Raw genomic sequence first — 24,457 nt, forward strand, 5'->3', positions numbered from 1 at the left:
TGAGCGTCTCGTGGGCTCGGAGATGTTTATAAGAGACAGACAACATCCTCATGAGCTATGCGGGGCCGGTCATCATCGACTTCCCGCAGACGGTGGCGGCTGCTCGCAACAACCGCGCGGAGTTCTATTTCCGGCGCGACCTGGACAACGTCCGCAACTTCCTCGCGAGCACCGCGCCCTGGCTGCACAGCATCGCGAGCGACACGAGCGAAATCTGGAATGCCTACGTGCGCCGGGAGCTCACCCCGGACTTCGTGCCGTCGGGCAATTTCCGGGAGGGACCTCGCCATCACGGTCGCGGAGGGCCTCGGAACCAGGGGTTCCAGCCCCAGGGTGACGAGCGCAGAGGCGGGTTCCGTCCGCCGCCGCCCCCGCCGGTCGAGCAAGTCGCCGCCCCCCAGCGCGACCTGACGCCCGAAGAGGCCGCCGAGGCCGAGCTTCGGGAACTGGAAGCGCTGGTGCTCAGGCAGGGTGGCGGTGAGCGTGGCAAGCCCGCGGTGGCGGCACCTCCGCCTCGGGGCGGGCGCAACCGGGGTTTTGGAGGAGGCCGGCCCCCGCCGAGGGGCGGAGGCAACGGCGCACGGCCGCCCCAGAATGGGCAGCGGACGGGCGGCGGTGCGCCTGGGCGCCCAAGCGAGCCGCGTGCGAGTGGTAGCCCCCAGGGCGGCCCGCGCGTGAATGAGCCTCGTGCCTCGAATGGCGGTCCGCGTTCGAACGAGCCTCGTGCGAACGGCAGGTTCCAGAACGGCCCCCGCCAGAATGACGCGCGTGCGAACGGCAGAGGCATGGGCGGTTCCCAGCCGAATGAGCCGCTCGCGAACAGCGCGCCCTCAAGCGGCCCCCGCCAGAACGAACAACGCAATGGCAATGGTCGGCCTCCCCGCTCCAACTCGCGCGGTGGCAATCCAAGCGTGCCCGGCAATGAGCAGCGTGCGTTCGACAACGGCCGTCCACCACGGACCGAGCCTCGCGGCGACGCCTTCGCCTCACCGACGAACCCGAGGGGTCCTCGCGGTGGAGGGGCTCGCTTCGACCGGAACGAACGGCGCGGCAATGGCAGGCCGGAGCCCGTCGTCGAGACTCGGTCCATGCCAGGCGCTCCCGCGCAGAACACCGTCCGGGAATCCCGTCCGGGCAATGGCGGCAACGAGGGTGGCCCTCGACCGCCGCGCCAGCCCCAGGGCCGCGGAGGTCCGCGCTCACCGCGGACTGGCGGGCCCCAGGTCTCCTACGTGGCCCGCCCGGCCTCATCGTCCGACCCGGGCTCGCACGAAGCGGGTTCCTGAGCCGTCATTCGGGGCTCCCGGGGCGAACTCCGGGGCCCGACTTCGATGACCTCGTGCACGGCACCGGCGGGACAATGCCGGTGCCCGGACGAAGCAGCGTCACGGCTGCGCACGTCTGGCGATGGGGACTGCCTCACCCCACTCGGACGACCACCTTCCCGAAGTGCGCCCCACTCTTGAGGTGCTCGAAAGCAGCGCGTGCCTCGGAGAACTCGAAGACGCGGTCCACCACCGGGCGCACGGTGTGCAGCGCGAAGGCCCGGTTGAGCGCGTCGAAGCTCTGCCGGTGGCCGACGAAGATGCCCTGCACCCGCAGGTTCTGCATGAGGATGGGCGTCAGCGGCACCGTCCCCGCGCCACCGCTGAGCACGCCAATCACAGACACCGTGCCGCCGGGCCGGACCGCGCGCAGCGACTTCTCGAAGGTCCCCGCCCCACCCACTTCCACCACGTGGTCCACGCCCACGCCGCCCGTCAGCGCGCGCGCCGCCTTGTCCCAGTCCGGCGCCGTCCCGTAGTTGATGCCTTCATGCGCGCCGAGCGTCCGGGCTCGCGCCAGCTTGGCGTCACTGCTGGAGGTGATGATGATTCGCGCGCCCAGCAGCTTCGCAATCTGCAACGCGAAGATGGACACGCCACCGGTGCCCTGAAGCAAGACGGTGTCACCCGCCTTGAGCGCCCCATGGGTGACGAGCGCGCTCCACGCCGTCACGGCCGCGCACGGCAGCGTCGCAGCCTCTTCATCGGTGAGATAGGCGGGCGTGGGCACCGCACCGTCCTCGTGCAGCAACACCGTGTCCGCGAGGGCACCGTCCAACGGTCCCCCCAGCGTGCTCACCTGCGCCGCCCGCGTGGGCTCTCCGGCGCTCCAGGCCTGGGAAAAGAGGCTCATCACCCGGTCACCGGGCTTCACACGCGTCACACCGGGGCCCACCGCATCCACGACGCCCGCCGCGTCCGAGTTGGGAATGAGTGGCAGCTTCTGCCGGGGGTTGTAACGCCCCTCCACCATCATCAAGTCGCGGGAGTTGAGGCTCGTGGCCTTCACGCGCACCCGCACCTGCATGGGGCCGGGCGTCGGGTCCGGCCGCTCGACCTGCACCAGCTTGTCCAACCCAAACCCTGCTTGGACTTCATAGGCTTTCATAGGTGAGGCGTTGTATCGCGCCCCTCCCAATCACGCCTACAGTGCGGGCCACCGTGTCCGTGCTCGTCCTCTTCACCTGTTCGCTGCTGGCCACAGCCCCCACGCCGCGTTTTCCCAAAGGCACCGCGCGCATGGACGTGGGACCCGCGCCGCATGGCCTGCCGGACTGGAATGTCCAGCGCTGCGCGGAATGCCACGCCGTCCAGGTGGACTCCTGGCGACACAGCGGGCACGCCACGGCCCGCACGGATGACGTCTTCCAGGTCGCGTTGACCGAGGACCGGCCCGGCTGGTGTGTGCAATGTCACGCGCCGCTCGCCCGGAACCTGGAGCGGGGCCCGCTTCCCAAGGACAGTCCTCCCGAGGAGCACGGTGTCACCTGCGCCGGCTGCCATGCCCCCACGGGCAACGAAGGACAAGCGCCTGGAATGCCCTGTGCGGGCTGTCACCAGTTCGGCTTCCCCGTGCTGACGAGCGCGGGCCAGCGGGTGCGGCTGTCCCCCACGCAGCTTCAACAGGACACGGTGGGAGAGTGGCGCCGCTGGCAGACCCAGAGCGGCGACACGCGCCATTGCACGTCCTGCCACATGCCCCAGGGCGACCACGGCTTCGGAGGCACGCGGCGCACCGAGTCCCTCAAGGCCGCGCTCCGGGTGGAACAGGTGGGCGCGTCACTCCGCGTCTCCACGCGCGAGGTGGGCCATGCCTTTCCCTCGGGTGACGTCATGCGCTGGGTGAGCGTGGAAGTCTCCGAGGGCCCCCTCTTCGAAACCTCCCGCACCGTGGCCACGTTCGGCCGCAGCCTGGAGGTCCGGGAGTGGCCCCATGAGCCCCTGCCCCACCTGGGCGCGGTGGAGGACACGCGCTTGCGGCCCGGAGAGACACGCCAGGTGCCGCTCCCCAAGGGGGCCCGCTACGCGCGCGTCGTCTACCACCTCGTGTCCCGCGAGCAGGAGGACTCCGGGCTCTATCCGCCGGGCCTGTCCCAGCTCGTGCTCTGGGCCGAGCCCCTTCAACCGTTTCCGTCGTCACACACCCCGAAGGAACGCACGCCATGATTCTCCTGTCGCTCCTCCTCGCCGCGACGCCGCCCGTCATGCTCGAACCCAATGCGGGCTCGGCGAACCGGCTGCATCCCCGCCGTGTGACGGCCTCCTCCTTCCTGGAGAATGGCTGGAACAAGCACGCCCAGAACTACCTGCCGCTCTACATCGCGGATGACGACCCGGCCACCGCCTGGGTGGAAGGCGCCAAGGGCCGCGGCGAGGGCGAGGCCATTGAATGGTGGGGACCGGAGCTGTCGCGCGCGAAGACGTACCGCCTGTTCCTTCGCAATGGCTTCCAGAAGTCCGAAAAGCTCTTTCGCGCCAACGCCCGGCCTCGCAAGGTGAAGCTGGAGCCGCTGGTCCAGGGAGAGACGGGCCCCCAGGCGACGGGCACCGCGCTGGAGATGGAGCTGAAGGACGTCCTCGGCTGGCAGGAAGTCCGCCTGCCTGTTCCGAACAAGGTCCACGGCGTGCGGCTCACGCTCGTCTCCACCTATCCCGGGACGTCCTACGACGACACCTGCCTCAGTGACTTCCGCGTGTACGTGGAGGGGGAAGACCCCTACAAGCCGGAGGCCGAGGCCGCGGCCTTCGAGCAGGTCCGCGCCTTCGCGCTCGAGCGAAAGCAGGCCGCTGCCCGTAGCAGTAGCGCCGCCAAGATGGAGTGGGCGCCCCGCTACGAGGTGGAGACGCTGCTCACGCTGGAGCGCTCCTACGAGGAGGGGGAGCCTCCGCGAGGAAATACCTACGCCGTCGGACTGTTCTCCACGGTTCCGGTGAAGGACAGCTACAAGCCGGCGCTGGCCCGCGCGAAGAAGGTGGCCGAGCTCTTCGACCGCGCGAGCCTCGACTACGAGGGCCAGGACTCCGAGGCGCGCGCGAAGTGGACACGCGTCAAGCCGGCGCAGCACAAGGCCCAGACGGCCTCGGCGCGCACGGCCCTGTCCGCCATGGAGAGCGACGGCATCGTGCGCATCGCGGGGCTGCTCCACCTGGGAGACGCGTCCTTCTTCGAGGCGGATGCCAGCCAGGCGCAGATGCTGGCGAGCATCGAGAAGCTGGACAAGAAGGAGGCCCAGCAGACCAAGGCCTGCATCAGCAAGTGTGAGAAGCGCCGCACGGGGACCCGCGAGGCCAGCTACGACTGCTCCTGCGCGGGCGAGTGCATGGGCTGCGACGAACCCAACCTCCCCGCGGCAGAGAAGCTCAAGCACCAGCTCACCGGCGGCGACTTCCTCCTGGGCTCACTCGCCCGCCCCACGGCATTCCTGCGTGGCAAGTCCGAGCTCTCCGGGAGCCGGGAGTCCTGGTACGCCTTCCGCCAGACGCTCATCACCTACGCGGGCGAGAAAGCGGATGTCGTGCTCACGAACGACCACACAGACATGATGATGGAGGGCACCGTCTCCCTGCGCATCCATGTCATCGACTGGGGCGAGACGAACGGCAAGGCGAGCCCGACGGCCATCACCAGCTTCCTCGTCTCGGAGACTCGGGTCCAGGTGCTGCGCTACCGCCCGGCGCCTCGGGCCTGAGCCGCCTCAGCGCATCAACGCACACGGCGGCCCCGGAAACCCTGCCCGGGTCCACCGTGTGCGCTTCAGCCCCCGTGCTCAGGGCTGCTTCTGGAGCTGCACCGTCAGCGACGTCATGCCGCCGGAGGCACCGAACGTGACGGTGCCCGCGGCGAAGTGCTGCTCGGTGAAGCGCGTGCCCAGGACATCCGTGATGGTGTCGTTGGACGCCAGGTCCTCGTCCCAGAGGCGGAAGGCCCACTGCTCCGCCATCAACTGGCTCGCTCGCGCCGTACAGCCGCCCGTGGTCCACGCGGGCGTGTAGCTCTGCACCATGTCCGAAATGAACACCGACGTACCTCCCGGGCAGGCCATCTCGACGAACACGTCCGGCGGTGAGCTGTCGGCATCCCACGCCGAGCCATTGTTGCTGGTGGCAATCTGGGCGGAGACGGGCTGGACGCGCCAGACCCCCTCCGGGTCCACGCCGCAGGTCTGGTCCGCCTTGCATACCTGCGCGGTGCCACACGCCCGACACGTGGCCCCTGCCTTGCCGCACGCAGAGGTCGACGTCCCCGTCTGACAGACATTGTTGAAGCAGCAGCCCGCGCAGTTCGAAGCATCACACTGCACCTTCTGCGGCGTGCCGTCAGGGTTGTCGTCATCGCCACCACAGCCAACGAAGGTGGACAGGGCCAGCGCCACGACCATCGCAATCCGGAACATGTTCTCTCGCTTGGGAATCGAGTGACTGTGCAGCTCGACGCGAAAGATGTTCCGGAGCGGGCGGCCTGTATCTACCCCCTGGGTGGTAGGCGGGTCACGGCCTGCCGGGGCGTGAGGATGGCGAAAGACAGGCCCGCTCGGTCCGCCATGGACAACACCCGCTTGTCCTTGCTCACCAGCCAGGCCGCTCCGGCTCGCGCGGCCAGGCTCAGGAACTTCTGGTCGTCCCGGTCCCGGCAGCGGGGCAATGACGGCGCGGGCACGGACTCGGCGGACGGCGCCATGTGGACCTGGGCCCGGTAGCGCTCGAACGCAGCGGTCCGGTGGGGCGCCCCCAGGCCGGGTTGAAAGTTGCGCGAGGCCAGCACGTAGCCCAGCTCCGCCAGCGTGTCCGCGTCCGTCCAGGCCGTCAGCGTCCCCGCCGCCAGGGCCTCGGCCAATGGGCGTGTGTAGGGGTCATCGAATACGAAGAGGTCCAGGACCACGTTGGTATCCAGGACCACCGGCAGCGGTGTGAAGGGCATCAGGTGTTCCAATCCGGCCATCATGCCCTCCTGGCGGGCGGGAATCACGGTGCCTGCCCCGCGAGGCCCTTTCCCACGAGGCCTCGCGACGTGGTACCCCCAAGCCGTGAGCGACACCTTCGACAATCTGGGCCTCTCGCGGGAGACGCTGGGCGCCCTGCGCCGCGCGCGTTTCACGCAGCCCACGCCCATCCAGCAGCAGGCCATCCCTCCAGCGCTCGCCGGGAGGGATGTCATCGGCTGCGCGGCCACCGGAACGGGCAAGACGGCCGCGTATGTCCTCCCCCTGGTGGAACGGCTCGCGGGGAAGAAGGGCACGCTCGCGCTGGTGCTCGCCCCCACGCGTGAGCTGGTCCAGCAAATCGCGGAGCCGGTGCGCTTCTTCGCGGAGCCCCGCCGCCTCACGCACGCCACCGTCATTGGCGGTGAGGACATGGGCGCGCAGGTCAACGCCCTGAAGACGCTGCCCTCCTTCGTCATCGCCACGCCCGGGCGGCTGGTGGACCTGATGGAGAACACCGCCATCCGCTTCCCGCACCTGGAAGCGCTCGTGCTGGATGAAGCGGACCGGATGCTCGACATGGGCTTCCTGCCGCAGCTCGAACGCATCGTCGCCCACCTGCCTCGCCGCCGGCAGACGCTGCTGTTCTCCGCGACGCTCGGGCCCGACGTCACCCGCTTCGCCAAGAGCCGGCTGTACAAGCCCGTGCGCCTGGAGGTCACCCGCAGCGGCACGCCCGCCGAGCGCGCCGAGCAACGGCTGTACTTCCTCCGTCCCGAGGAGAAGACGCCGCTGCTGCTCACCCTGCTGGCCCAGGACTCGGCGACGGCGCTGGTGTTCACCCGGGCGAAGGAGCGCGTGGACAAGGTCCAGCGGGCGCTCCAGCGCGCGGGACACCGGACCGCGGTGCTGCACGCGGACCGCACGCAGAACCAGCGCAAGCAGGCCATGGAGGGCTTCCGGAACGGCACCTACCGCTGCCTCGTGGCCACCGACATCGCGGCGCGCGGGCTCGACGTGGAGGACGTGGGCCACGTCATCAACTACGACCTGCCCCATGCCCCCGAGGACTACGTGCACCGCATCGGCCGCACGGCCCGGGCCACCGCCAGCGGTGTCGCCTCCACCTTCGCCACCACGCGCGAGGGGCAGGTCATCACGCGCATCGAGCACCTGATGCGCTCGGAGATTCCCCGCGTCCAGGTGCCGCGCGAGGACCCCGTCTTCAAGGAGGCGTGGGAGGCCTTCCTCGCCGCGCAGAAGGACCCGGGTCCTCCGCAGAAGGACCACGGGCAGTCGAAGCGCGCGCCGGATCAGACACCGGGGCGGCACGCGCGCTCGCACGGCAAGCGCCGCTCGTAGGCGCGGAGCGGCCCTGCGTCAGGCCGGCGTGCCCGGCTCCTCGCGCGCGAGGGCCTCACGGAAGAAGGCGCTGCCCTGCGCGAGCTGCGCCATGTAGGGCCGCACGTCCTCGCGCGCCTCGCGGGAGAGCGCGGCGAACGGAATGACGTGTTCGTCCGGCACGTAGCGGAACGTCAGGTTGATGCGGCGGGTGCGGAAGTCCGGCAGCTCCGGAGCCAGCGTCTTGCCCGTGCGCGTGTCCACCCGCTGCACGCGGTGGAACGTCTGGTCCTTCCAGCGCGCGCCACCGAAGAGCTGGAGCGAGCCGTCATCCAGCCACTGCTCCAGCACCACCGCGTCACGTTCGCCTGGGCGGGAGGACGTGACGAACTGGATGAGGGCACGCTCACCGAAGGACAGCGAGGCCACGGGGCCCGGCTCGAAGTCCTTGTGCTCGCCCACCCGGGCGGTGTCCACCCAGCGCCCGTCCTCCAACCGGCTCCCGTAGAAGTTCACCAGGCAGGTGTTGAGGTGCCAGCGGGGAGGCATGTCCGGCCCGCGGTACATCCGCCGCGCCAGCTCCTCGATTTTCGCCACCTGGCGCTGGAGCACCGCCGGAAAGGGCTCGGCCTGGACGCACCGGTTCAGGATGCCCTTGGGCGGGTGGTAGTAGTCGAGGCACGCGAACTGCCAGTTGCCGAGCCAGTACACCGGCCGCAGCAGCCGCCGCTGGGCCTGCCCCGGTGGCGGGGGGAAGTGCTTGGAGTAGCGCTGTTCCCACAGCGGGTGGAGCGTCGCGAGCCAGCTCAGGGTCTCCGCGCGGTCGGCGGCGGACATGAAGCTCGCGTTGTAGTGGTGGCCGGGGGAGCGCTGACGGGCCTTGTGGGCCAGCGAGCGGCCCTTGTGCGGTGAAAACGCCATGGACGGCCCGTGCCTACCACACTCCGGAACGAACGAGCCCCGTGTCACCACATGGGAGGCACGGGGCCCAAGCCTGCATGGCCGGTGGAGGACAGGTCAGCGGCCGTGAGTGATGCCCGCGGCGCCCTCACCCTTCTCGCGCGTCGGTACGACAGTGGGCGTCATGGCCGGAGCCGGGCTGGACGCAGCGGTCTGCTCCGCCGGAGCCACCTTGGCGGAAGTGGGCTGCGCCACCGCGGTTTCCGTCGTGGCAGGCGTCGTCGCCGAGGCACCTTCCGCCGCGGCGGGAATCACCGTCGACGCCACGTTGACGGCATTCGCGGGCTTCACCGTCGAAGCCACATTGACGGACGTCCCTCCAGCGGGCTTCACCGCAGCCACGTCCAGAGGCCCACCGGCCGCAGGCTTCACCGCAGCCGCCTCCACGGAGTTCCCCACAGCCGACGTCACCACCGGAGCCGACTCCCCCACGGGAGCGGAGGACAACACAGTCGATGCCGCCTCGACGGAGGCCGCGCCCACCGCGGGAACGACGGTGGCCGCCGCCTGCGCCACAGCCCCCTCGGTCCGAACACAACCATTCTCCGCCTTCGCCGCGGGAGCGGCGGCAACCATCGCCGGCGCCACCACGTTCGGCGGCAGGCGCCGGGTGGGCAGCACGAGCGGCGGCGGCACCGGGCAGTGCGTGCAGGGCCCGCGCAGGGGCACGGACAACCGGTTCCCCGCGCGCAGGAAGTTGTTCCGCATCCGGTTGGCCTTCTTGATCATCGCCACCGACGACCCGTACTTGAGCGCGATGCCGCCCAGCGTGTCACCGTTCCGGATGCGGTGCGTCGTCACGTTGTGCTCCGGCTGGAGCGCCAGGAACGGCTGCACCCGACGACCCAGCTCCTGGGCACGCGGATTGTGGAAGCGGATGTGGAAGTGGTCGCGGTGGCCGCGGGCATGCCGGACGATGCCCGTGGGGCCGTCATTGAAAATCGAGTCCAACCACGCCTTGTCCTCGCCCGCGCGCACGGCGTGGTCGTAGATGACCTTCCGCACGCGACGGTCGACGAGAATCATCTGCACGTCCGTCTTCACGAGCACCGAGCGGATGAACTCCCAGTTCATGCGCACGTCGATGACGTGCTCGCGCGCGCGGGTCCGGATGGGGTCCACCGTCGGGTAGTAGAAGCCCACGTCCACGTCACGGCCGTTCTGGTGGCTCTTGTGAGGGCGCATGTAGCCGCCCTCCTTGTGGCTCATCCCGTTGACCCGCAGCGGAGGCGCATTCGGGAAGCGGGCGCGCACGTCGCGGATGGCGTCGGCCAGGTAGTTGACGGTCTCCTCGGTGGCCCAGGCGCCCGCGGGCGTGACGACGATCCAGTCGTCCCCCTGGGGGAACTGCCTGGCGTTCACCAGCCGGCCGCTGTGCGCGAAGCCCACTGCCATGGAGCCCAGCGAGGCAATCTCGTCCTTCCACCGCCGCGCCAGCTCCTCATCGGAGATGTCAGCCGTGTAGAGCGGCCCTGTCGAAGCGGCGCCCGCGGCCACGGCGTCCGGCGTCTCCTTCTCGCCGTCATCGCCCTCGCCCTCGGCCAGCTCCTCCTCCTCGGACTCCAGGTCCTCCGCGCTCAACGCACAGTCATCCGCGGTGGACGCGGGCGCGGAAGCAGCCTCCGCCACCGGGGCCACCGGCTCGGTGGCGGAAGCGGACGCCAGCGGAGGAGCCTCGGGTAGCGGCTCGGCGGCGGCCACGGGGACGGAGTCCTGGGCACGCACGGCGTCGGCCGGCGCAGTGCCAGCGTGGGGGGAGATACGCGCGGCACAGCCGGCGCAAACGAGGAGGAGCCAGATTGGGTAACGCACCGGGCCGGAGGATGGCCCGGAATCCCGCTGGGCACAAAGCACCGTCCGGGAAATCTGGCCGCCCCCGGCGCTGGAAAGCGCTCCGAGAGCGGCCCTCTCGTACCTTCAGAGCGGAAAGGCGCCCTACCCGCCTGCCCGCCAACAAGGCGCTACGGCGTGGGTTCGGCGTGTGCGACGTCCAGGGCGAGCTCAATCATCTCGTCGAACGTCGTCTGCCGCTCCTGCGGCGTGAGCTTCTCCCCGGTGATGATGTGGTCCGACACCGTGAGCAGCCCCAGCGCGCGGGCGCCCGACTCCGCGGCCACGCCGTAGAGGCCGGCGACCTCCATCTCGACGGCCAGGACCCCCATCCGCGCCAGGGTGGCGTTGAGCTGCTCCTGCGGGTGGTAGAAGAGGTCGGAGGTGAAGACGGGGCCGGCGCGCACAGGCTTGTTGCGCCGCTCCGCCGCCTCCACGGCCCGGCGTGCGAGCGTGAAGTCCGCCACCGCGGCGAAGTCATGCCCCATCAGCCGCATCCGATTCACGTTGGAGTCCGTGCCGGCTCCCGTCGCGACGATGACCTCCCGGACCTTCACGTCGGTGCTCAGCGCGCCGCAGCTGCCCACGCGGATGAGCACGCGCACCCCATACGTCTTGATGAGCTCGGTGGCGTAGATGGAGATGGAGGGAACGCCCATGCCGTGCCCCATCACCGACACGCGCCGGCCCCGGAAAGTCCCCGTGAAGCCGAGCATGTTGCGCACGGAGGTGACCTCGCGGGCACCTTCCAGGAAGCGGTCGGAGATGTAACGAGCGCGGAGCGGGTCGCCGGGCATGAGGACCACGTCAGCGAAGTCACCAGGGGCAGCGGAGATATGAGGAGTCGCCATGGGCGCACCATATACCGCGTGTGCGCCCGGGAGTGCCCTCACCAATCAACCGCCGCGCGTTGCCCAGGTTCAGGGCCCGGCCACCCAGGCCACGTGGAAGTGGGCGTCCAGCGTGGCGCCGGGGAAGTTCGCCGGCAGCGGCGGGAAGGGCGCCGCCTTCTTCACGGCCGACAGCGCGGCGGCGTCCCATGTCTTCGAACCGGACTCCGTGGACACGTCGGCGGAGAGGAGCTTGCCGTCCCGGCCAATCACGGCCCGGACCACCGTCTTCTTCCCCAGACCGGGCGTGCCCTTCGCACCGGGTTGCCGCCACTTCCCCGCGACGCGCGAGTAGACCTTCTGCTGGTAGTCAGCGCTGGTCAGGTCCTGCTGGAAGAAGGCCAGGAGTTGCGGACTGCCCGCGGCGGCCAGGGCCATGGGCGACAGGGCCAGGACGAGCACGGCGGCGAGCGCCAGGCGACCATTTCGGAACAGGGTTTCCAAGAGCGTTCCCTCGTCAAGAAAAGGCCAATGGTAGTCCGCCAGCGTGCGCCCTCCAACGGCCCGGAGCCGGGCCCGGATGCGCTCGCCGCCGGGGATGAACACCCCATGCCCTGCATGAGGCTTCGTTGCCAGGAAGGGAGCTCGCGGCCATGTCCATTTATCCAGCGGGTGCGTCGACCGCCGCGCCCCTTCCGCCCATGTCACCAGGAGCCCCGCTGATTGGACATCTACGTGCCCTGAGAAAGGACCCGCTCCACTTCCTGCAAGCCCAGGCGCGGGAATACGGCGACGTGGTGCGCCTCCCCATGGGGCCCGCCGACCTCGTCCTGGTGGCGCACCCGGATGGCGTGCGCCACGTCCTTCAAGACCATGCGCGCAACTACAGCAAACAGTCACGCGGATTCAGGGTGCTTCAAGAGCTGCTGGGCCACGGCCTGCTCACCAGCGAGGGTGGCCATTGGCTGCGGCAGCGCCGGCTCGCGCAACCCGCTTTCCATCGTCAACGGGTCGCGGGCTTCGCGAGGACAATGGTGGACGCGGCTGCGAACCTCGCCGCCACGCTGGAGGCCCGCGCCGACACGGGCGCCGCGTTCAATGTGGCCGAGGACTTCACCCGACTGACGCTTCGCATCGCCAGCACGACGCTGTTCGGCGCCGATGTCAGCAGCGCCGCGCATGACATCGCGACGGTGATGAGCCGGCTGCAAGTGTTTGTCTACAAGCGGCTTACACAACCCGTGCCGCTTTCCTTGCGCCTTCCACTTCCCGCCCATCGGCAATTCGAGCGAGACGTCGGCAGCCTCAACCGCGTGGTGCACGGCATCATCGCGAAGCGACGACGCGAGAGCGGCGAGCACCACGACCTGCTGCAGATGATGATGGAGGCACACGACGACGACACGGGCGAGCGGATGAGCGACACACAGCTCCGCGACGAGGTCCTGACCCTCCTGCTCGCCGGCCATGAAACGACGGCGAGCGCGCTGGCATGGACCATCATGCTGTTGTCCCAGCACCCGGGCGTGCGACGGGACATGGAGTCGGAGCTGGCACGTGAGCTGGGAGGCCGCAACCCCACGCACGAGGACCTGCCCCGGCTGGAACTCACCCACCGCGTGGTGGACGAATCCTTGCGGCTCTATCCACCGGCATGGGCCCTCTCTCGAATCGCCACCGAGGAGGACCTCGTGGGCGGGTTCCGGATTCCCAAAGGCGCCCATATGTTGATCACCCCCTGGGTGACACACCGGCACCCGAGCACCTGGGACAATCCTGAAGGCTTCGACCCGGATCGCTTCCTTCCCGAACAGGAGCAGGCGCGCCCACGCTTCGCCTGGTTCCCTTTCGGCGGTGGGCCACGTCAGTGCATCGGCAACCAGTTCGCGCTGATGGAGTTGGTGTTGGTGCTGGCCACCCTGCTCCAACGCGTTCGACTGAACCTGACGCCGGGCCAGGTCATCCACCCCACGCCCGCCATCACCCTGCGCCCCAGGCCCGGCGTCTGGGTCACGGCCTCGCGGCCCTGATGACTACGGGTTGCTGCAGACGCGGCAGGAGTCCAAGCCGCGCGGACGTTGAGGTATAGCGGCCGCATGACGTCCTCTCCTCCCCCGCCCCCGGGCGCGGTCGCCTTCGTGGACCGCTGGCGCGAGCTGTTCGATGCCTGTGATTGGTCCGGCCTGCGAGCGCACGAACATCCCGACTTTCCCGAGTCCGGCCCTCCCCGTCAGAACGACAGCTTCATCCGCGGACTCGGAAAGAGCGGCTTTCGAGTCAAGAGCGCGACGCTGAAGCCCTTCGTGCAGCCCCGGTGGTCCATCTTCCGCACGCAGCGCCTGCACCCGCAACCGACATACTGGTGTGACCTGGTGTTGAAGAATGAGAAGGGCCACGAGACCGAGGCCTTCATCGCCCTGGCTCCGTGGGAGGGCACCGAGGGTGCCTTCCGCGCCTCGTACTACGTCGCGATTCCCCCGAAGAAGAAGGTCGCCCCGTTGGACTTGGGCAAGGAGCGCCAGCGCGTCGCGAAGTTCCTCGCCAAGGCGGTGAAGGACTTCGCCCGGGTCCAGGACGCACGGCCGCTCCAGCGACTGGAGCTCCAGTACTCCACCGACAACGGGACGCTGAACGTGTGCTTCGACCTCGACCCGGCGGCCGAGCCGGGACGTGGCGACGCGATGACCCATTTCGGCTTCGCGGAGCTCCTCGTTCCGCGCTGGGCCGACGTGAAGGAGCACAGGCCGTCCCTGGTGGGCCTCGATGGCGCGAAGCTCGCGGCCCGCGAGGATGGGACCTGGGGCACGCCCGAGGCGCACGCGAAACTCGAGGAGCACTTGGGGAAGATGCTCGTCGCGACGCTGCTCGAGATGCGGGACAGCGGCCAGTTCGAGGCCCTGCGTGCCTCGGCCACCGCGGAGCTGGGAGTCGAGGAGTACGAAGGCCACTTCGGCTGGCCCGACTATGAGGAGCGCGGGCGCGAGAACAGGATTGCCTCGTCCCCGTAGCGCCACGCGTGGAGGCACGACTCGGAGGCCCCCGCCCTCTGGGCGATGGAGGGGACTCTACGCCGCCGGTCCGTGGCCCGGAGCGCCCCGGCTACCGCGAAGCGGGGGGCGATGACGCCGCCCCGCAGCGGCCGCGGCATCGCAGCGCGCGGGTCGGGCGCGGAGGCCGCTGAGGCGCCGCCGCACGCCTCAGCGCGTACCGGTCGCCGCGTGGCCGCCCACACCCCAGAAGAACAGGTCGATCTTGCCCTTCCCCGCATCGTGGCGCGCCATGTACTTGAGGTCGGCATCGAGCTGGACGGCGAAATAGCGCTCGCCGGGTTGCGCAAACCAGGGGCGGATCTCCGTCAGCGGGCCCGTCGTCCCGCCCCAACTGTAGGTGCCGTTGGCGCGGATGGTCAGGCTGTTCATGGCGGCGCCTTGCGTATAGTTGCGATAGATGCGGCTGCCGTCAGTGCTGTACCAGATGCCGCCGGGCACCCTCAGATTCCAGCGCCCCACCATGCCGGCCGGGACCTTGCCCTGCGGCTGGACGACCTCTGGATTGTCCATCGCCCGGGGATCGACCTGCTGAGTGGTGGTGGGGCTGGACCCGAGGCCCGGCTGGGACTGACCGGGCTTGCCCGGCGCGGGCGGCGTCGGGGCGGGCGATTGCGCCTGCGGGCGCGTCTGGGCCTGCGGCGGCTGTTGCGGCGGTTGCGACCATTGCTCGGTCTTTGTCGGCTGCGACCACTGCCCCGTCTGCGCGAACGCCGGCGCGCAGGCCAAGACGACAAACGACACTGCCAGCACCGACCTTCCAGACATGTTCGACCTCATCCGCTCCATCGCGTTTCAAGCATTGTGGCAAGGAAAGGCCATGGGTTCGTCGGGCGCGTCGTGAGCCGCACCTTTGACGCCCGCGCAGGCGGGCCATGGCCGCATGATCCTGAAATTCGACAACCTGAAATGGCGCAATTTTCACTCTCGCAGGCGAGGTGAGAAAAATCAGCGGGAAATGCGCGCCTCCGCCCAGAGGGGGCGGGGCCCCTGCGGCACGTGAACGGACACACCGCTGCCATGCGCGGGGCGGGAGAGCGCGGCGCCGAAGGCTGGGGGCGGAGGGGTGCGCCCCGCCCCGCGCAGGCGCTGCGCAAGGGCCTCGAGGAGCCGACCCGACCCGAGCACCAGCCCGTCGCCCAGGCCCCCGCGCTCCGCAGCGCTTCGTCCGCAGCCACGGCAGCCCCCTCAACCGGTCTGCCGCCTCAAACGGATTCTGCCCCCAGGAGGCTTCCCTGCCTGGCCATCGGGAGCAACGCGTTACGCCGACAGCCCTCGCCCTCCTGAATACAAGACAGGCAGGCGCGGCGTGCCACGCGTCGTTCGAGTTGCATCCCCCTGCGCTGTCCGAGACATTGCCTGCGGAGTAGGGATGATGCTCGGCTACCAGACGAATCCACAGTGGCGAGACATGTCTGACTTCGTGGTTCACTTCACGAAGCCGGGACCGCCCTATCTTGACGCCTACCAGAACATGATGAGCATCCTCGGCGCCCGGACGCTCATCCCCGGCGCCGAGGGCTTCGGCATCGCCCGCCGAGAGCCCGCCGTCGCCGAGCGCCACCGCTCCGTGTGCTTCAGCGAGATTCCCCTGGACCAGCTCGCCCGGCTCGTCCAGCGCCGCAGCCTGTATGGCATTGGCTTCAGCAAGAGCTACATCCTCTCCCAGGGCGGCGGCCCTGTCTGGTACGTCCAGTACGCCTCCCCCACGCACCTCGCCCTGAAGCATCAGGTGGAGCGCGCGCTCGCGGCGCCTTCGCCCCAGCAAGAGCCCATCTGGTCCATGACGCCCTTCGTGGACATCCAGGGCGACCACCACAACGCGCCCTACAGCTACCGCTTCGACTGGGAGCGCGAATGGCGCGTGCCGGGCCTGCTCCGCTTCACCGAGTACGACGTCGCCGCCCTCTTCCTGCCCGAGGAGCTCCACGACACCGCCCGCGAGTTCTTCACCTGGGCCGTGCGCGAAAAGGCGGGCCCCGGCTACTTCTGCCCCTGCCTGGACCCGCTGTGGAAGTCGGACCAGATCGCCGAGGCGCTCGCGAAGCACGCCTCTGATTCCGTGCGCCTCAAGGCCGGATAGCCCCCTGGAAGCGAGCGGGCCCAGGGAGGTTGCCCACCGGACACCGCGTGTCCCGTCCTGGCCTCACTGGGTGCCCTTCCTCCGGCGGCGTCCACGAGCCGACAACGGCCGGCACCGCGGGGGGTGCCAAGCACATCACGGAATGGTTAATCCTGCGAGCCTGACGTGGCGTTCGAGGGGGGAGGGACCAGGTGGGCGGGAAACGCTTTCCAAGGCTGTTTCTGGCGGGAGTCGCGGGGCTGGTGGTGGCGTGTGGTGGCGACTCTGGAAGCCGTGGCATTCCGGACCCCGCCAGCGAGCCCCCTGACAACGGGACGATTCCCGACGCGGGCCTGCCCTCCAACGGCACGGACGGAGGGGCGACACCTGACGCGGGAACCGGCCCGGGTACCCCTGACGGCGGCGAGCCCGATGGCGGCCCACCGCCGCAGTCCAACCTCTGCGCGCCCACCGCGGGCGAGCCACGCTGGGTGCTCGAGGGCGAGCCCGTCTCCGCCACCGTGACCTGCACCACCGGCCATGCCGCGCCGGACACGCGCTTCATCGTGGACAACCTGCCGCCCGGCGCCCGGTTCGATGCGGCCACGGGCACCCTGAGCTGGACACCCGGCAAGGACCAGGCCGCCGTGTGGCACCTCACGCTCCGGGAAGAGAGCACCGGCGAGACGGGCACGCTCAAGGTCGGCGTGGCGGAGAACGAGTCCGCGCCCGGCAACGTCCCCATCGTCGACCCGGCGGCCTACACGGAGGAGTTCGGCCTGCCGGTGTTCCACCTCTCCTACGAGGGCGGTTTGACGGCGGGCGGCTACCGGCCGGCGCAGCTCGTCTACCGGGGCCAGCGCTTCGACCTGGAGGCGAAGTACCGGGGCGCCACCTCCAGCGTGTTCCCCAAGCGCAGCCTCACGCTGAAATTCCCGGACGAGGACCTCTTCACCGAGCCCGTCTTCGGAAACGGCTTCGAGGACCGCAAGCGCGTGGTGCTCATCACCACGTTCAATGACAACTCCTACATGCGCTCGCGGCTCGCCTTCGACGTGTGGAGCCGGATGAGCCCGGGCCATATCCACCTGCGCACCTACAGCGCGGTGCTCTACGCCAACAACAAATACGTCGGCCTCTACACAGCGGCGGACCACGTCAACAAGCGCCTGCTGGCCGCGCACGGCATCGACAAGGACGCGGACGCCTTCAAGGCCGTGGACCACCGCGCCAACTTCTCGCGCCTGCGCAAGGACGGCACGCCCAAGAGCAGCCTCCACGAAGGCTTCGAGAAGTCGGAGGGCTCCCCGGAGGAAGGCGAGCCTGGCGCCTTCGCGCCCCTGGAGGCGCTCACCGCATTCATCGCGGACTCGAACGCGGACGCCTTCCGCGCCGGCTTCCCGCAGCGGATGAACGCGCGGGACTACGAGGACTGGTGGATCTTCAACACGCTCATCCTGGGCGTGGACTCACAGGCGAAGAATGCCTACCACGCCTACGACCCGGCCACCGGCGGCCCCTGGCGCTTCATCCCCTGGGACTTGGACGCGAGCTTCGGGCAGTCCTACGACACCACCCGGACCTCCCCCACGGCGCGCCCCACGTTCCGCGAGGACAACCTGCTCTTCCAGCGCATGCTGGCCGACCCCACCATCGCCGGGCCCATGCGCGAGCGCTACCGGGCGCTGCTGCGCGACACGCTGAACGTGGAGGTCATGCAGGCCCTCATCGACGGCTACGTCCAGGAGACGGCGCCTGCCGCGCGGCGCGACTGGGCGAAGTGGGGCGCCAAACACCGCGCCTTCGGCGACCCGAACGACCCGTGGGGCGGCCATGGCAACTTCCCCCACTGGCACACGCGCCAGGACTTCAACTCCTACGAGGAGGAAGTCGAGTACGTGCGCCAGTGGATTCGGACCCGCTGGGGCGCGCTGGAGAGCCAACTGCCCTGAGCGGGCGGGTGTCCCCTCCCTCGGTGGAGGGGACACTCGGACGGCGGCCTAGAACGCCGCGGAGCCCGGCACGCGCGGGTAGGGAATCGCGTCCCGGATGTTCTGCAGACCGCACATGTAGACGATGAGCCGCTCGAAGCCGAGCCCGAAGCCCGCGTGTGGCACGGAGCCGTAGCGCCGCAGGTCGCGGTACCACTGGTAGCTCTCCGGCTTCAGGCCGAACTTCTGGATGCGCTGGTCCAGCACGTCCAGGCGCTCCTCGCGCTGGCTGCCCCCGATGATTTCGCCAATGCCTGGGGCGAGCACGTCCATGGCGGCGACCGTCTTCCCGTCATCGTTCAGGCGCATGTAGAAGGACTTGATGGCCTCCGGGTAGTTCATCACCACCACCGGCCGGCCCACGTGCTCCTCGGTGAGATAGCGCTCGTGCTCCGTCTGGAGGTCCTTGCCCCACTCGGGCGCGAACTCGAACTTCTTCTTGGCCTTCTTCAGGATTTCGACGGCCTCGGTGTAGTCGATGCGCTCGAAGCTGGAGTTCATGAACTTCTCCATGCGCTCGGTGACGCCCTTCTGCACCCGCTCCTCGAAGAACTTCAGGTCCGGCGCACAGTCATTGAGCACCGCCTTGAAGACATGCTTGAGGAAGCGCTCGGCCAGGTTCGCGTCCTCGTTGAGGTCCGCGAAGGCAACCTCCGGCTCGATCATCCAGAACTCGGCCAGGTGCCGCGTGGTGTTGGAGTTCTCCGCCCGGAACGTGGGGCCGAACGTGTACACCTTGGACATGGCCAGGGCGTAGGCCTCCGCGTTGAGCTGGCCAGAGACGGTCAGGTACGCCTCCTTGCCGAAGAAGTCCTTGTGCCAGTCAATCTTCCCGTCCGGCGTGCGCGGCGGATTCACCGCGTCCAGCGTGGAGACGCGGAACATCTGCCCGGCGCCCTCCGCGTCGCTCGCGGTGATGATGGGCGTGTTGACCCAGAAGAAGCCCTCCTCGTCGAAGAAGCGGTGGACGGCCTGGGCGGCGCGGTGCCGCACGCGCGTGACGGCGCTGAACGTGTTGGTGCGCACGCGCAGGTGGGCCACGTCGCGCAGGAACTCCAGCGTGTGCTGCTTGGGCTGGATGGGGTACGTGTCCGGGTCGTCCACGAAGCCCAGCACCTGGACTTCGTCCGCCTGGACTTCATAGGCCTGCCCCTTGCCCTGGGACTTCACCAGCGTGCCCCGGCTGATGACCGAGCAGCCCGCGGTGAGGTGCAGGATTTCCTTCTCGTAGTTGGGCAGCGAATTCGGAGCGACGACCTGGATGGGGTCGAACGTCGACCCATCGCTGACGTTGACGAAGCTGATGCCCGCCTTGGAGTCGCGGCGCGTGCGCACCCAGCCGCGGACCTCCACCTTCGTCCCCTCCTCCACCCCTCCCGCGAGGGCCTTCTTCACACTGACGACCTGCATTGACGCTCTCCCTTGAGCCGTTTCGGGGACTGCGAGTTAGCCGGGCCCCGGCCCCGAGGACAAGGGCGCTGTGCCCCAAGCATCGCAACCCGGGCCGCCCGGCGGCGCTTCTGGGGGCTCCAAGCACCCCGCCAGACCGCCTGAAACCCGGCCAACCGTGTCAGACCCCCCAGGTATCTTTCTCCCATGGTCGCCCGAAAAGGGGACCAGCGATTCCACGAAACCCTCACGTCCCTCGCGGGCTTCACGGCCTGCCCTGGCCGTGCCCTACCTGGAGAGTCACATGGCTACTCGCAAGACGTCCAAGCGCAATGTCGTCGCCCGCAACCGCTCCACCGAGGCCACCAAGGCCGCCTTCGAGGAGCTCGCTCGCAAGGCGCGCAACAAGCCCATCGTCTCCACCAAGGAGCAGGACGCGCAGGAGGCCCACGCGAAGAACGTCCTCGCGGACGTGTCCAGCCTCACCGCCGAATCCGCCGTGAAGAAAGTCACCGAGGCGGGCCTCACCATCAACAAGACGCTGGCCGGCATCAACGAGCAGGTCATCTCGCTGGTGGAGGAGCTGAAGCAGCTCGACGAGGCCATCCAGCTCAAGACGGAGGAGCTGAACGGGCTGCACGGCAAGGACGTGGCCGCCAGCGCCATCGACGTGCTCGTGGCCGAGTACGACAAGAAGAAGGCGGAGCTGGAAGCGGAGATGGAGCGGCTCCAGAAGGACATCGAGGACACCCGGGCGAAGGCCGCCGCGGACCAGTCCGCCGAGCGGCAGGCCACCGAGGTCGCCCGCAAGCGCGCCGAGGAGGAGTACGCCTATGACACCCAGCTCCAGCGCAAGAAGGAGCAGGATGCCTTCGCCGAGTCGCTGCGCCAGCAGGCCGCCACCGAGCGCGACCGCAAGGAGAAGCTGGAGAAGGACTGGGCCACCCGCGAGGACGCCCTGAAGCAGCGTGAGAAGGAGCTGGAGGACCTGCGCAAGCAGGTGGCGGACTTCCCGCTGGTGCTCAAGAAGGAGACGGACACCGCCGCGGCCATCACCGGCAACCGGGTGAAGTCCGAGTGGGAGCTGAAGCTCACGCTCGCCACCAAGGACGCGGAGACGGCGCAGCGCGTCGCCGCCATGGAGATTTCCTCGCTCAAGGAGACCGCCACCAAGCAGGCCCAGGCGCTCCAGACGCTTCAGACGGAGCTGGCCGAGGCCAAGCGCCAGGTCCAGGCCATCGCCGAGAAGGCGCTCGAGTCCGCGTCCGGCGCCCGCGCGCTGGCCGAGGTCCAGGGCGTCATCGCCAGCCGCGACTACAGCAAGGGCAAGTAGCCCGGCGCGGTGGGCTCCCTGGCGCCGCGCCCTGTCGTGGCGCCGCCGGGGAGTCTCGGTTCACGGCTTATTATCGCCATCCCTGATGATGACAGGATTTGAGCGCTGCTAGACTCGCAGCATGGACAAGACTCCCGGCGGGACTCCGTTTCCCACGCAGCTACTCTATGAGCGAATCGGCGGCTATTGGCTCACCCAGGTCATTGGCACGGCGGCCCGTCTGGGAATCGCGGACCTGCTCTCCAAGGGCCCGCGGAGCAGTGACGCGCTGGCGGACGAGCTCGGCATCAGCGCGGACGGCCTGTACCGGCTGCTGCGAGGCGGCATCTCCGCGGGCATCTTCCAGGAGGTCGGTGAGCGGACCTTTGCCCTGACGCCCATGGGCGAAGGGCTCCGCTCGGACATCCCCGGCTCGCTGCGGGACGTGGCTATCACGCAGAGTGACCGCGCCCACTGGCTGCCCTGGGGCCAGCTCACCGAGGCCGTTCGCACCGGGAAGTCCACCGTCCGCGAGGCACTGGGGACGGACATCTGGGAGCACTTCGCCAAGCACCCCGAAGAGGCGGCGCACTTCGCCCGGGCCATGGGCAACCTGTCGGCCCTGGTGGCCCACGAGCTGACGCAACAGGTCGACTTCTCCCCCTTCGCCCATGTGGCGGACATCGGCGGCAGCCAGGGAGCGCTGCTGGCGCGGGTGCTGCGCGCCAACCCCTCCTGCCGGGGCATTCTTTTCGACCTGCCGCACGTGCTCGAGGGCGCGAAGGCCCCGATGGAAGCCCAGGGCCTCCGTGGACGGGTGGAGCTGGTGGGCGGCAGCTTCTTCGAGCCGGGCCTCCCCTCCGCCGAGGCCTACCTGCTCAAGCACATCCTTCACGACTGGGACGAGGACTCCGCCACCGCCATCCTGCGGAACATCCATGCCGCGGCGCCCGCGGGAGCCCGGCTCTTCGTGCTGGAGCAGGTGATGCCCGACAACCAGACGCCCTCTCCCGTGCCCCTGATGGACCTCAACATGATGGTGCTGGTGGACGGGCGGGAGCGCACGGCCAACGAATTCCAGGCACTGCTGACCCGGACCTCCTGGGAGCTGGTGGGCATCCGCCCCACCCAGGCCGGCACGTGCATCATCGAAGCCGTGAAGCGCTGAGCTACGGCGCGACCTGTTCGCGGAGGAGGAAGAGCTCCGCGAGCAGGTTGTCCACCGGAGCGAAGTCATCCGTGAGCAGCAACGCGGGGCCCGCGGCCAGATAGGCGTCAATCTCCGCGCGAGGCACCCGGCCCGTGCGCGGCTGCTCGATGCCCAGGCCGCGCAGCAGCTCCGGGAGGCGCTCCAGCTCCATGGGCTGTGCCGAACCCGCGACGATGTAGACCCCCTGCCCCTTGGAGCCACTGCGGGCGTCGTGGAGCAGCTCCACGTGAGGGAAGACCTCCTGCATCGTCCGGAGGGCCGAGCGCAGGAAGGAGCCCCGGGGAATCTCGTCGATGACGGTCAGCAGGTAGAGGCCGTCCGGCTTGAGCAGCGAGCGCACCAGCATGTCGTACTCGCGCGTCATCAGGTGGTAGGGCACCGACAGGTCGTTCACCGCGTCCTGGACAATCAAGTCGTACGCGCCGCGCTCCGCCATCTCCTGGAGGTACTGCCGCCCATCCAGGCTGAAGGAGGCGATGCGCGTGTCCGGCTTCACGCCGAAGCGCTCCAGCGCGATGCGCGTCACGGCCGGGTCTATCTCCACCACCTCCATCCGGACCTGGGGGACGTAGGTCTCCACCCAGCGCGGCACCACGTAGCCGCCGCCGCCAATCACCAGCACCCGGGGCTCCGGTGTGCGCGCGGCCACGTGGCGCACCACCTCCGAATGGATGTACCCGTGCGGGTAGCCCAGGTACGACGGGTCCTCCAAGTCCACCATGGTGTGCGTCAGGTGGTCCAGTTGCATGGCCAGCAGCCGCCGGCCGTCATGCTCCACCTGGTTGACCTTGATGCAGAAGTAGTCCGTCTCCTCCGTGCACGGCGACGCGAACAGCCCCAGCGCGCCGAACATGCCCGCCAGCGCGAGCGTGCCCGCGGTGGCGCCGACGAAGAGGGGCCGCCGCCACACCTGCCCCACGAAGGCCGCCAGCGCCACCAGTCCCAGGCTGGCCCCCATCACCAGCGGGTAGACGCCCACCTTCGCGATGAGCCACCAGCCGGTGAGGAACGAGCCCAGCAGCGCGCCCGCGGTGCTCCACGCGTACAGCCGGCCCACGGTGCGCCCCGCCCGCTCCACGTCCGCCAGCGCCAGCCGGAGCACCTGGGGTGACAGCGTGCCCAGGGCCGTCACCGGCAGCAGGAACACCGCGGCCGTGTACCCGACGATGCGAGCCTGCAGGCCCAGGCCGTCGAAGTGGCCCTTCAGCACCAGCCACTGGTGGATGGGCGGAATCAGCAGGCAGGTGGCCGCCGCCAGCAGCATGGAGCCGGCGAGCACCTCCTGCCGGGGCCACCGGTCCGCCAGGTGGCCGCCCACGAAGTTGCCCAGCGCCATGCCCGTCAGCACCACGCCGATGATGCCTGTCCAGCTCAACAGGGAAACGCCCACGGTGGGCGCCAGGATGCGGCTGGCCGCCAGTTCGATGGCGAGTGTGCAGAAGCTCGCACTGGCCACCAGGAAGCACGCCAGCACGGGCCGGGTGCGCAGGTCCACGCCCGTCGAGGACGGCGCTGCATCCGCTGCCGCCACGGCGCCGGCTGTCGCGGGGGCCGCCGGTTCGACAGGCGGCGCGGACACGGACGCCTTGGGCAGCGCCAGCAGCGCGCACACCAGCAGCGCGCCCGACACGGTGAGGACGATGGTGGGCACGGGGAACCACGCCACCAGCACGAAGCCCGTGAGGAAGTTGCCCGCGAGGCTCCCCAACGTGCCCAGCGCGTACAGCAGGCCCACGATGCGCCCGGCGCGCCCCAGGTCTGGCAGCAGCAGCCGGAGCGCCAGCGGCGTCACCATGGCCAGCACGAAGCTGACGGGGAAGAAGCCCAGGAAGGTGAGCAGGAAGGTGCGCGGCAGCACGGGGATGGGGCGCAGCGCGGCGCCATCCCCCAGCACGGCCACCCACCCCAGCGGCAGGAGCGCGAGCACCGCCCCCAGCGCGGTGAGGCCCGCCAGCCACCGGAACGATGCGCCCCGCTCAGACAGCCGGCCCCCGGCGTAGCTGCCCAGGCTGATGCCCGCGAGCACCACGCCGATGATGCTCGTCCACGTGTGGAGCGAAGCCCCGATGAAGGGCGCCAGCAACCTGGCGGCGGCCAGCTCCAACACCAGGGTGGCGCAGCTCGTCACCAACACGAGGAGGGCAGCGCGAAGCACATCCAGACGAGACGCGGGGAGAAGAGCCATGCGGTGGCGGCGACTGTACCACCCCCGTCCGAGGCGACCATCCGTGCTGGTGGGAA

The 24,457-nt window shown here is 69.5% G+C and carries 20 protein-coding genes; 10 read left to right on the forward strand and 10 right to left on the reverse strand.

Going from position 1 to position 24,457, the window contains the following annotated elements; translation table 11 throughout:
• Nucleotides 1-50 precede the first annotated feature (50 nt).
• Nucleotides 51-1,286: an RIO1 family regulatory kinase/ATPase gene (locus tag FL344_RS28950; RefSeq protein ID WP_228565457.1), complete on the forward strand. Its 1,236-nt coding sequence runs from the start codon at nt 51-53 to the stop codon at nt 1,284-1,286.
• Nucleotides 1,287-1,419: 133 nt separating this feature from the next.
• On the opposite strand, the gene FL344_RS28955 is transcribed toward FL344_RS28950, so the two are convergent.
• The gene (locus FL344_RS28955) at nt 1,420-2,433 is read right to left on the reverse strand and encodes an NAD(P)-dependent alcohol dehydrogenase (RefSeq protein WP_141620815.1); all 1,014 of its coding nucleotides are present in this window, start codon (nt 2,431-2,433) and stop codon (nt 1,420-1,422) included.
• A 41-nt stretch (nt 2,434-2,474) separates the two neighbouring features.
• On the opposite strand from FL344_RS28955, the gene FL344_RS28960 reads away from it, so the two are divergent.
• Together FL344_RS28960 and FL344_RS28965 are read left to right on the forward strand one after the other, a co-directional pair.
• Nucleotides 2,475-3,491 carry a cytochrome c family protein gene (locus FL344_RS28960; RefSeq protein ID WP_228565458.1) on the forward strand — a complete coding sequence of 339 codons (1,017 nt, stop codon included), beginning with the start codon at nt 2,475-2,477 and terminating at the stop codon, nt 3,489-3,491.
• A complete protein-coding gene (locus FL344_RS28965; protein WP_141620817.1) occupies nt 3,488-5,014 on the forward strand; it encodes a hypothetical protein in 1,527 nt (508 codons plus the stop codon). Before FL344_RS28960 ends, FL344_RS28965 begins: the two co-directional genes overlap by 4 nt.
• Nucleotides 5,015-5,092: 78 nt before the next feature.
• On the opposite strand, the gene FL344_RS28970 is transcribed toward FL344_RS28965, so the two are convergent.
• The gene (locus FL344_RS28970; RefSeq protein ID WP_141620818.1) at nt 5,093-5,719 is read right to left on the reverse strand and encodes a hypothetical protein; all 627 of its coding nucleotides are present in this window, start codon (nt 5,717-5,719) and stop codon (nt 5,093-5,095) included.
• A gap of 71 nt (nt 5,720-5,790) precedes the next feature.
• On the reverse strand, nt 5,791-6,369 hold the full coding sequence (locus tag FL344_RS28975; RefSeq protein ID WP_141620819.1) for a putative toxin-antitoxin system toxin component, PIN family: 579 nt from the start codon (nt 6,367-6,369) through the stop codon (nt 5,791-5,793).
• On the opposite strand from FL344_RS28975, the gene FL344_RS28980 reads away from it, so the two are divergent.
• Nucleotides 6,350-7,606 carry a DEAD/DEAH box helicase gene (locus FL344_RS28980; protein ID WP_141593277.1) on the forward strand — a complete coding sequence of 419 codons (1,257 nt, stop codon included), beginning with the start codon at nt 6,350-6,352 and terminating at the stop codon, nt 7,604-7,606. The genes FL344_RS28975 and FL344_RS28980 overlap by 20 nt on opposite strands.
• A gap of 18 nt (nt 7,607-7,624) precedes the next feature.
• On the opposite strand, the gene FL344_RS28985 is transcribed toward FL344_RS28980, so the two are convergent.
• From FL344_RS28985 to FL344_RS29000, 4 genes are all read right to left on the reverse strand, one after another.
• A complete protein-coding gene (locus FL344_RS28985) occupies nt 7,625-8,506 on the reverse strand; it encodes an alpha-ketoglutarate-dependent dioxygenase AlkB (protein ID WP_141620820.1) in 882 nt (293 codons plus the stop codon).
• Nucleotides 8,507-8,602: 96 nt separating this feature from the next.
• Nucleotides 8,603-10,270, reverse strand: coding sequence for a penicillin-insensitive murein endopeptidase (locus FL344_RS28990; RefSeq protein WP_228565460.1), 1,668 nt, complete (start codon nt 10,268-10,270; stop codon nt 8,603-8,605).
• A 236-nt stretch (nt 10,271-10,506) separates the two neighbouring features.
• On the reverse strand, nt 10,507-11,226 hold the full coding sequence (gene deoD / locus FL344_RS28995; protein WP_090489703.1) for a purine-nucleoside phosphorylase: 720 nt from the start codon (nt 11,224-11,226) through the stop codon (nt 10,507-10,509).
• A 69-nt stretch (nt 11,227-11,295) separates the two neighbouring features.
• A complete protein-coding gene (locus tag FL344_RS29000) occupies nt 11,296-11,709 on the reverse strand; it encodes an energy transducer TonB (RefSeq protein ID WP_228565461.1) in 414 nt (137 codons plus the stop codon).
• Nucleotides 11,710-11,858: 149 nt separating this feature from the next.
• Here FL344_RS29000 and FL344_RS29005 point away from each other — a divergent pair, with 149 nt between their 5' ends.
• Together FL344_RS29005 and FL344_RS29010 are read left to right on the forward strand one after the other, a co-directional pair.
• Nucleotides 11,859-13,235, forward strand: a complete 1,377-nt coding sequence (locus FL344_RS29005) for a cytochrome P450 (protein WP_141620823.1) — start codon at nt 11,859-11,861, stop codon at nt 13,233-13,235.
• Between the two features lie 66 nt (nt 13,236-13,301).
• Complete coding sequence (locus FL344_RS29010; protein ID WP_141620824.1) at nt 13,302-14,213, forward strand: hypothetical protein; 912 nt, start codon at nt 13,302-13,304, stop codon at nt 14,211-14,213.
• 189 nt (nt 14,214-14,402) lie between these two features.
• Here FL344_RS29010 and FL344_RS29015 read toward each other — a convergent pair whose 3' ends face one another.
• Nucleotides 14,403-15,020 carry a hypothetical protein gene (locus tag FL344_RS29015; RefSeq protein WP_228565462.1) on the reverse strand — a complete coding sequence of 206 codons (618 nt, stop codon included), beginning with the start codon at nt 15,018-15,020 and terminating at the stop codon, nt 14,403-14,405.
• A 643-nt stretch (nt 15,021-15,663) separates the two neighbouring features.
• Between FL344_RS29015 and FL344_RS29020 the strand changes: the two genes are divergently transcribed.
• The gene (locus FL344_RS29020; protein WP_228565463.1) at nt 15,664-16,335 is read left to right on the forward strand and encodes an abortive infection system antitoxin AbiGi family protein; all 672 of its coding nucleotides are present in this window, start codon (nt 15,664-15,666) and stop codon (nt 16,333-16,335) included.
• A 191-nt stretch (nt 16,336-16,526) separates the two neighbouring features.
• On the forward strand, nt 16,527-18,266 hold the full coding sequence (locus FL344_RS29025; RefSeq protein WP_141620827.1) for a CotH kinase family protein: 1,740 nt from the start codon (nt 16,527-16,529) through the stop codon (nt 18,264-18,266).
• Between the two features lie 48 nt (nt 18,267-18,314).
• Here the strand turns inward: FL344_RS29025 and asnS are convergent, their stop codons facing one another.
• On the reverse strand, nt 18,315-19,715 hold the full coding sequence (gene asnS / locus FL344_RS29030) for an asparagine--tRNA ligase (RefSeq protein WP_141620828.1): 1,401 nt from the start codon (nt 19,713-19,715) through the stop codon (nt 18,315-18,317).
• 283 nt (nt 19,716-19,998) lie between these two features.
• Between asnS and FL344_RS29035 the strand changes: the two genes are divergently transcribed.
• Nucleotides 19,999-21,027 (forward strand): kinetoplast-associated protein, encoded by a 1,029-nt coding sequence (locus FL344_RS29035; protein WP_090489721.1) that lies wholly within the window; start codon nt 19,999-20,001, stop codon nt 21,025-21,027.
• 121 nt (nt 21,028-21,148) lie between these two features.
• Nucleotides 21,149-22,174: a methyltransferase gene (locus tag FL344_RS29040; protein WP_141620829.1), complete on the forward strand. Its 1,026-nt coding sequence runs from the start codon at nt 21,149-21,151 to the stop codon at nt 22,172-22,174.
• 1 nt (nt 22,175) lies between these two features.
• Here FL344_RS29040 and FL344_RS29045 read toward each other — a convergent pair whose 3' ends face one another.
• Nucleotides 22,176-24,401 carry a fused MFS/spermidine synthase gene (locus FL344_RS29045; protein ID WP_194863297.1) on the reverse strand — a complete coding sequence of 742 codons (2,226 nt, stop codon included), beginning with the start codon at nt 24,399-24,401 and terminating at the stop codon, nt 22,176-22,178.
• Nucleotides 24,402-24,457: the final 56 nt, after the last annotated feature.

This window comes from Myxococcus sp. AB036A (assembly GCF_006547355.1).
In the GTDB taxonomy this organism is placed as follows: Bacteria; Myxococcota; Myxococcia; order Myxococcales; family Myxococcaceae; genus Myxococcus; species Myxococcus virescens.

Coding starts and splice junctions, on each gene's coding strand:
- FL344_RS28950 (WP_228565457.1), top strand. CDS start 51: ATGAGCTATGCGGGGCCGGTCATCATCGACTTCCCGCAGACGGTGGCG.
- FL344_RS28955 (WP_141620815.1), bottom strand. CDS start 2,433: ATGAAAGCCTATGAAGTCCAAGCAGGGTTTGGGTTGGACAAGCTGGTG.
- FL344_RS28965 (WP_141620817.1), top strand. CDS start 3,488: ATGATTCTCCTGTCGCTCCTCCTCGCCGCGACGCCGCCCGTCATGCTC.
- FL344_RS28970 (WP_141620818.1), bottom strand. CDS start 5,719: ATGTTCCGGATTGCGATGGTCGTGGCGCTGGCCCTGTCCACCTTCGTT.
- FL344_RS28985 (WP_141620820.1), bottom strand. CDS start 8,506: ATGGCGTTTTCACCGCACAAGGGCCGCTCGCTGGCCCACAAGGCCCGT.
- deoD (WP_090489703.1), bottom strand. CDS start 11,226: ATGGCGACTCCTCATATCTCCGCTGCCCCTGGTGACTTCGCTGACGTG.
- FL344_RS29005 (WP_141620823.1), top strand. CDS start 11,859: ATGTCCATTTATCCAGCGGGTGCGTCGACCGCCGCGCCCCTTCCGCCC.
- FL344_RS29010 (WP_141620824.1), top strand. CDS start 13,302: ATGACGTCCTCTCCTCCCCCGCCCCCGGGCGCGGTCGCCTTCGTGGAC.
- FL344_RS29015 (WP_228565462.1), bottom strand. CDS start 15,020: ATGTCTGGAAGGTCGGTGCTGGCAGTGTCGTTTGTCGTCTTGGCCTGC.
- FL344_RS29020 (WP_228565463.1), top strand. CDS start 15,664: ATGTCTGACTTCGTGGTTCACTTCACGAAGCCGGGACCGCCCTATCTT.
- asnS (WP_141620828.1), bottom strand. CDS start 19,715: ATGCAGGTCGTCAGTGTGAAGAAGGCCCTCGCGGGAGGGGTGGAGGAG.
- FL344_RS29035 (WP_090489721.1), top strand. CDS start 19,999: ATGGCTACTCGCAAGACGTCCAAGCGCAATGTCGTCGCCCGCAACCGC.
- FL344_RS29040 (WP_141620829.1), top strand. CDS start 21,149: ATGGACAAGACTCCCGGCGGGACTCCGTTTCCCACGCAGCTACTCTAT.
- FL344_RS29045 (WP_194863297.1), bottom strand. CDS start 24,401: ATGGCTCTTCTCCCCGCGTCTCGTCTGGATGTGCTTCGCGCTGCCCTC.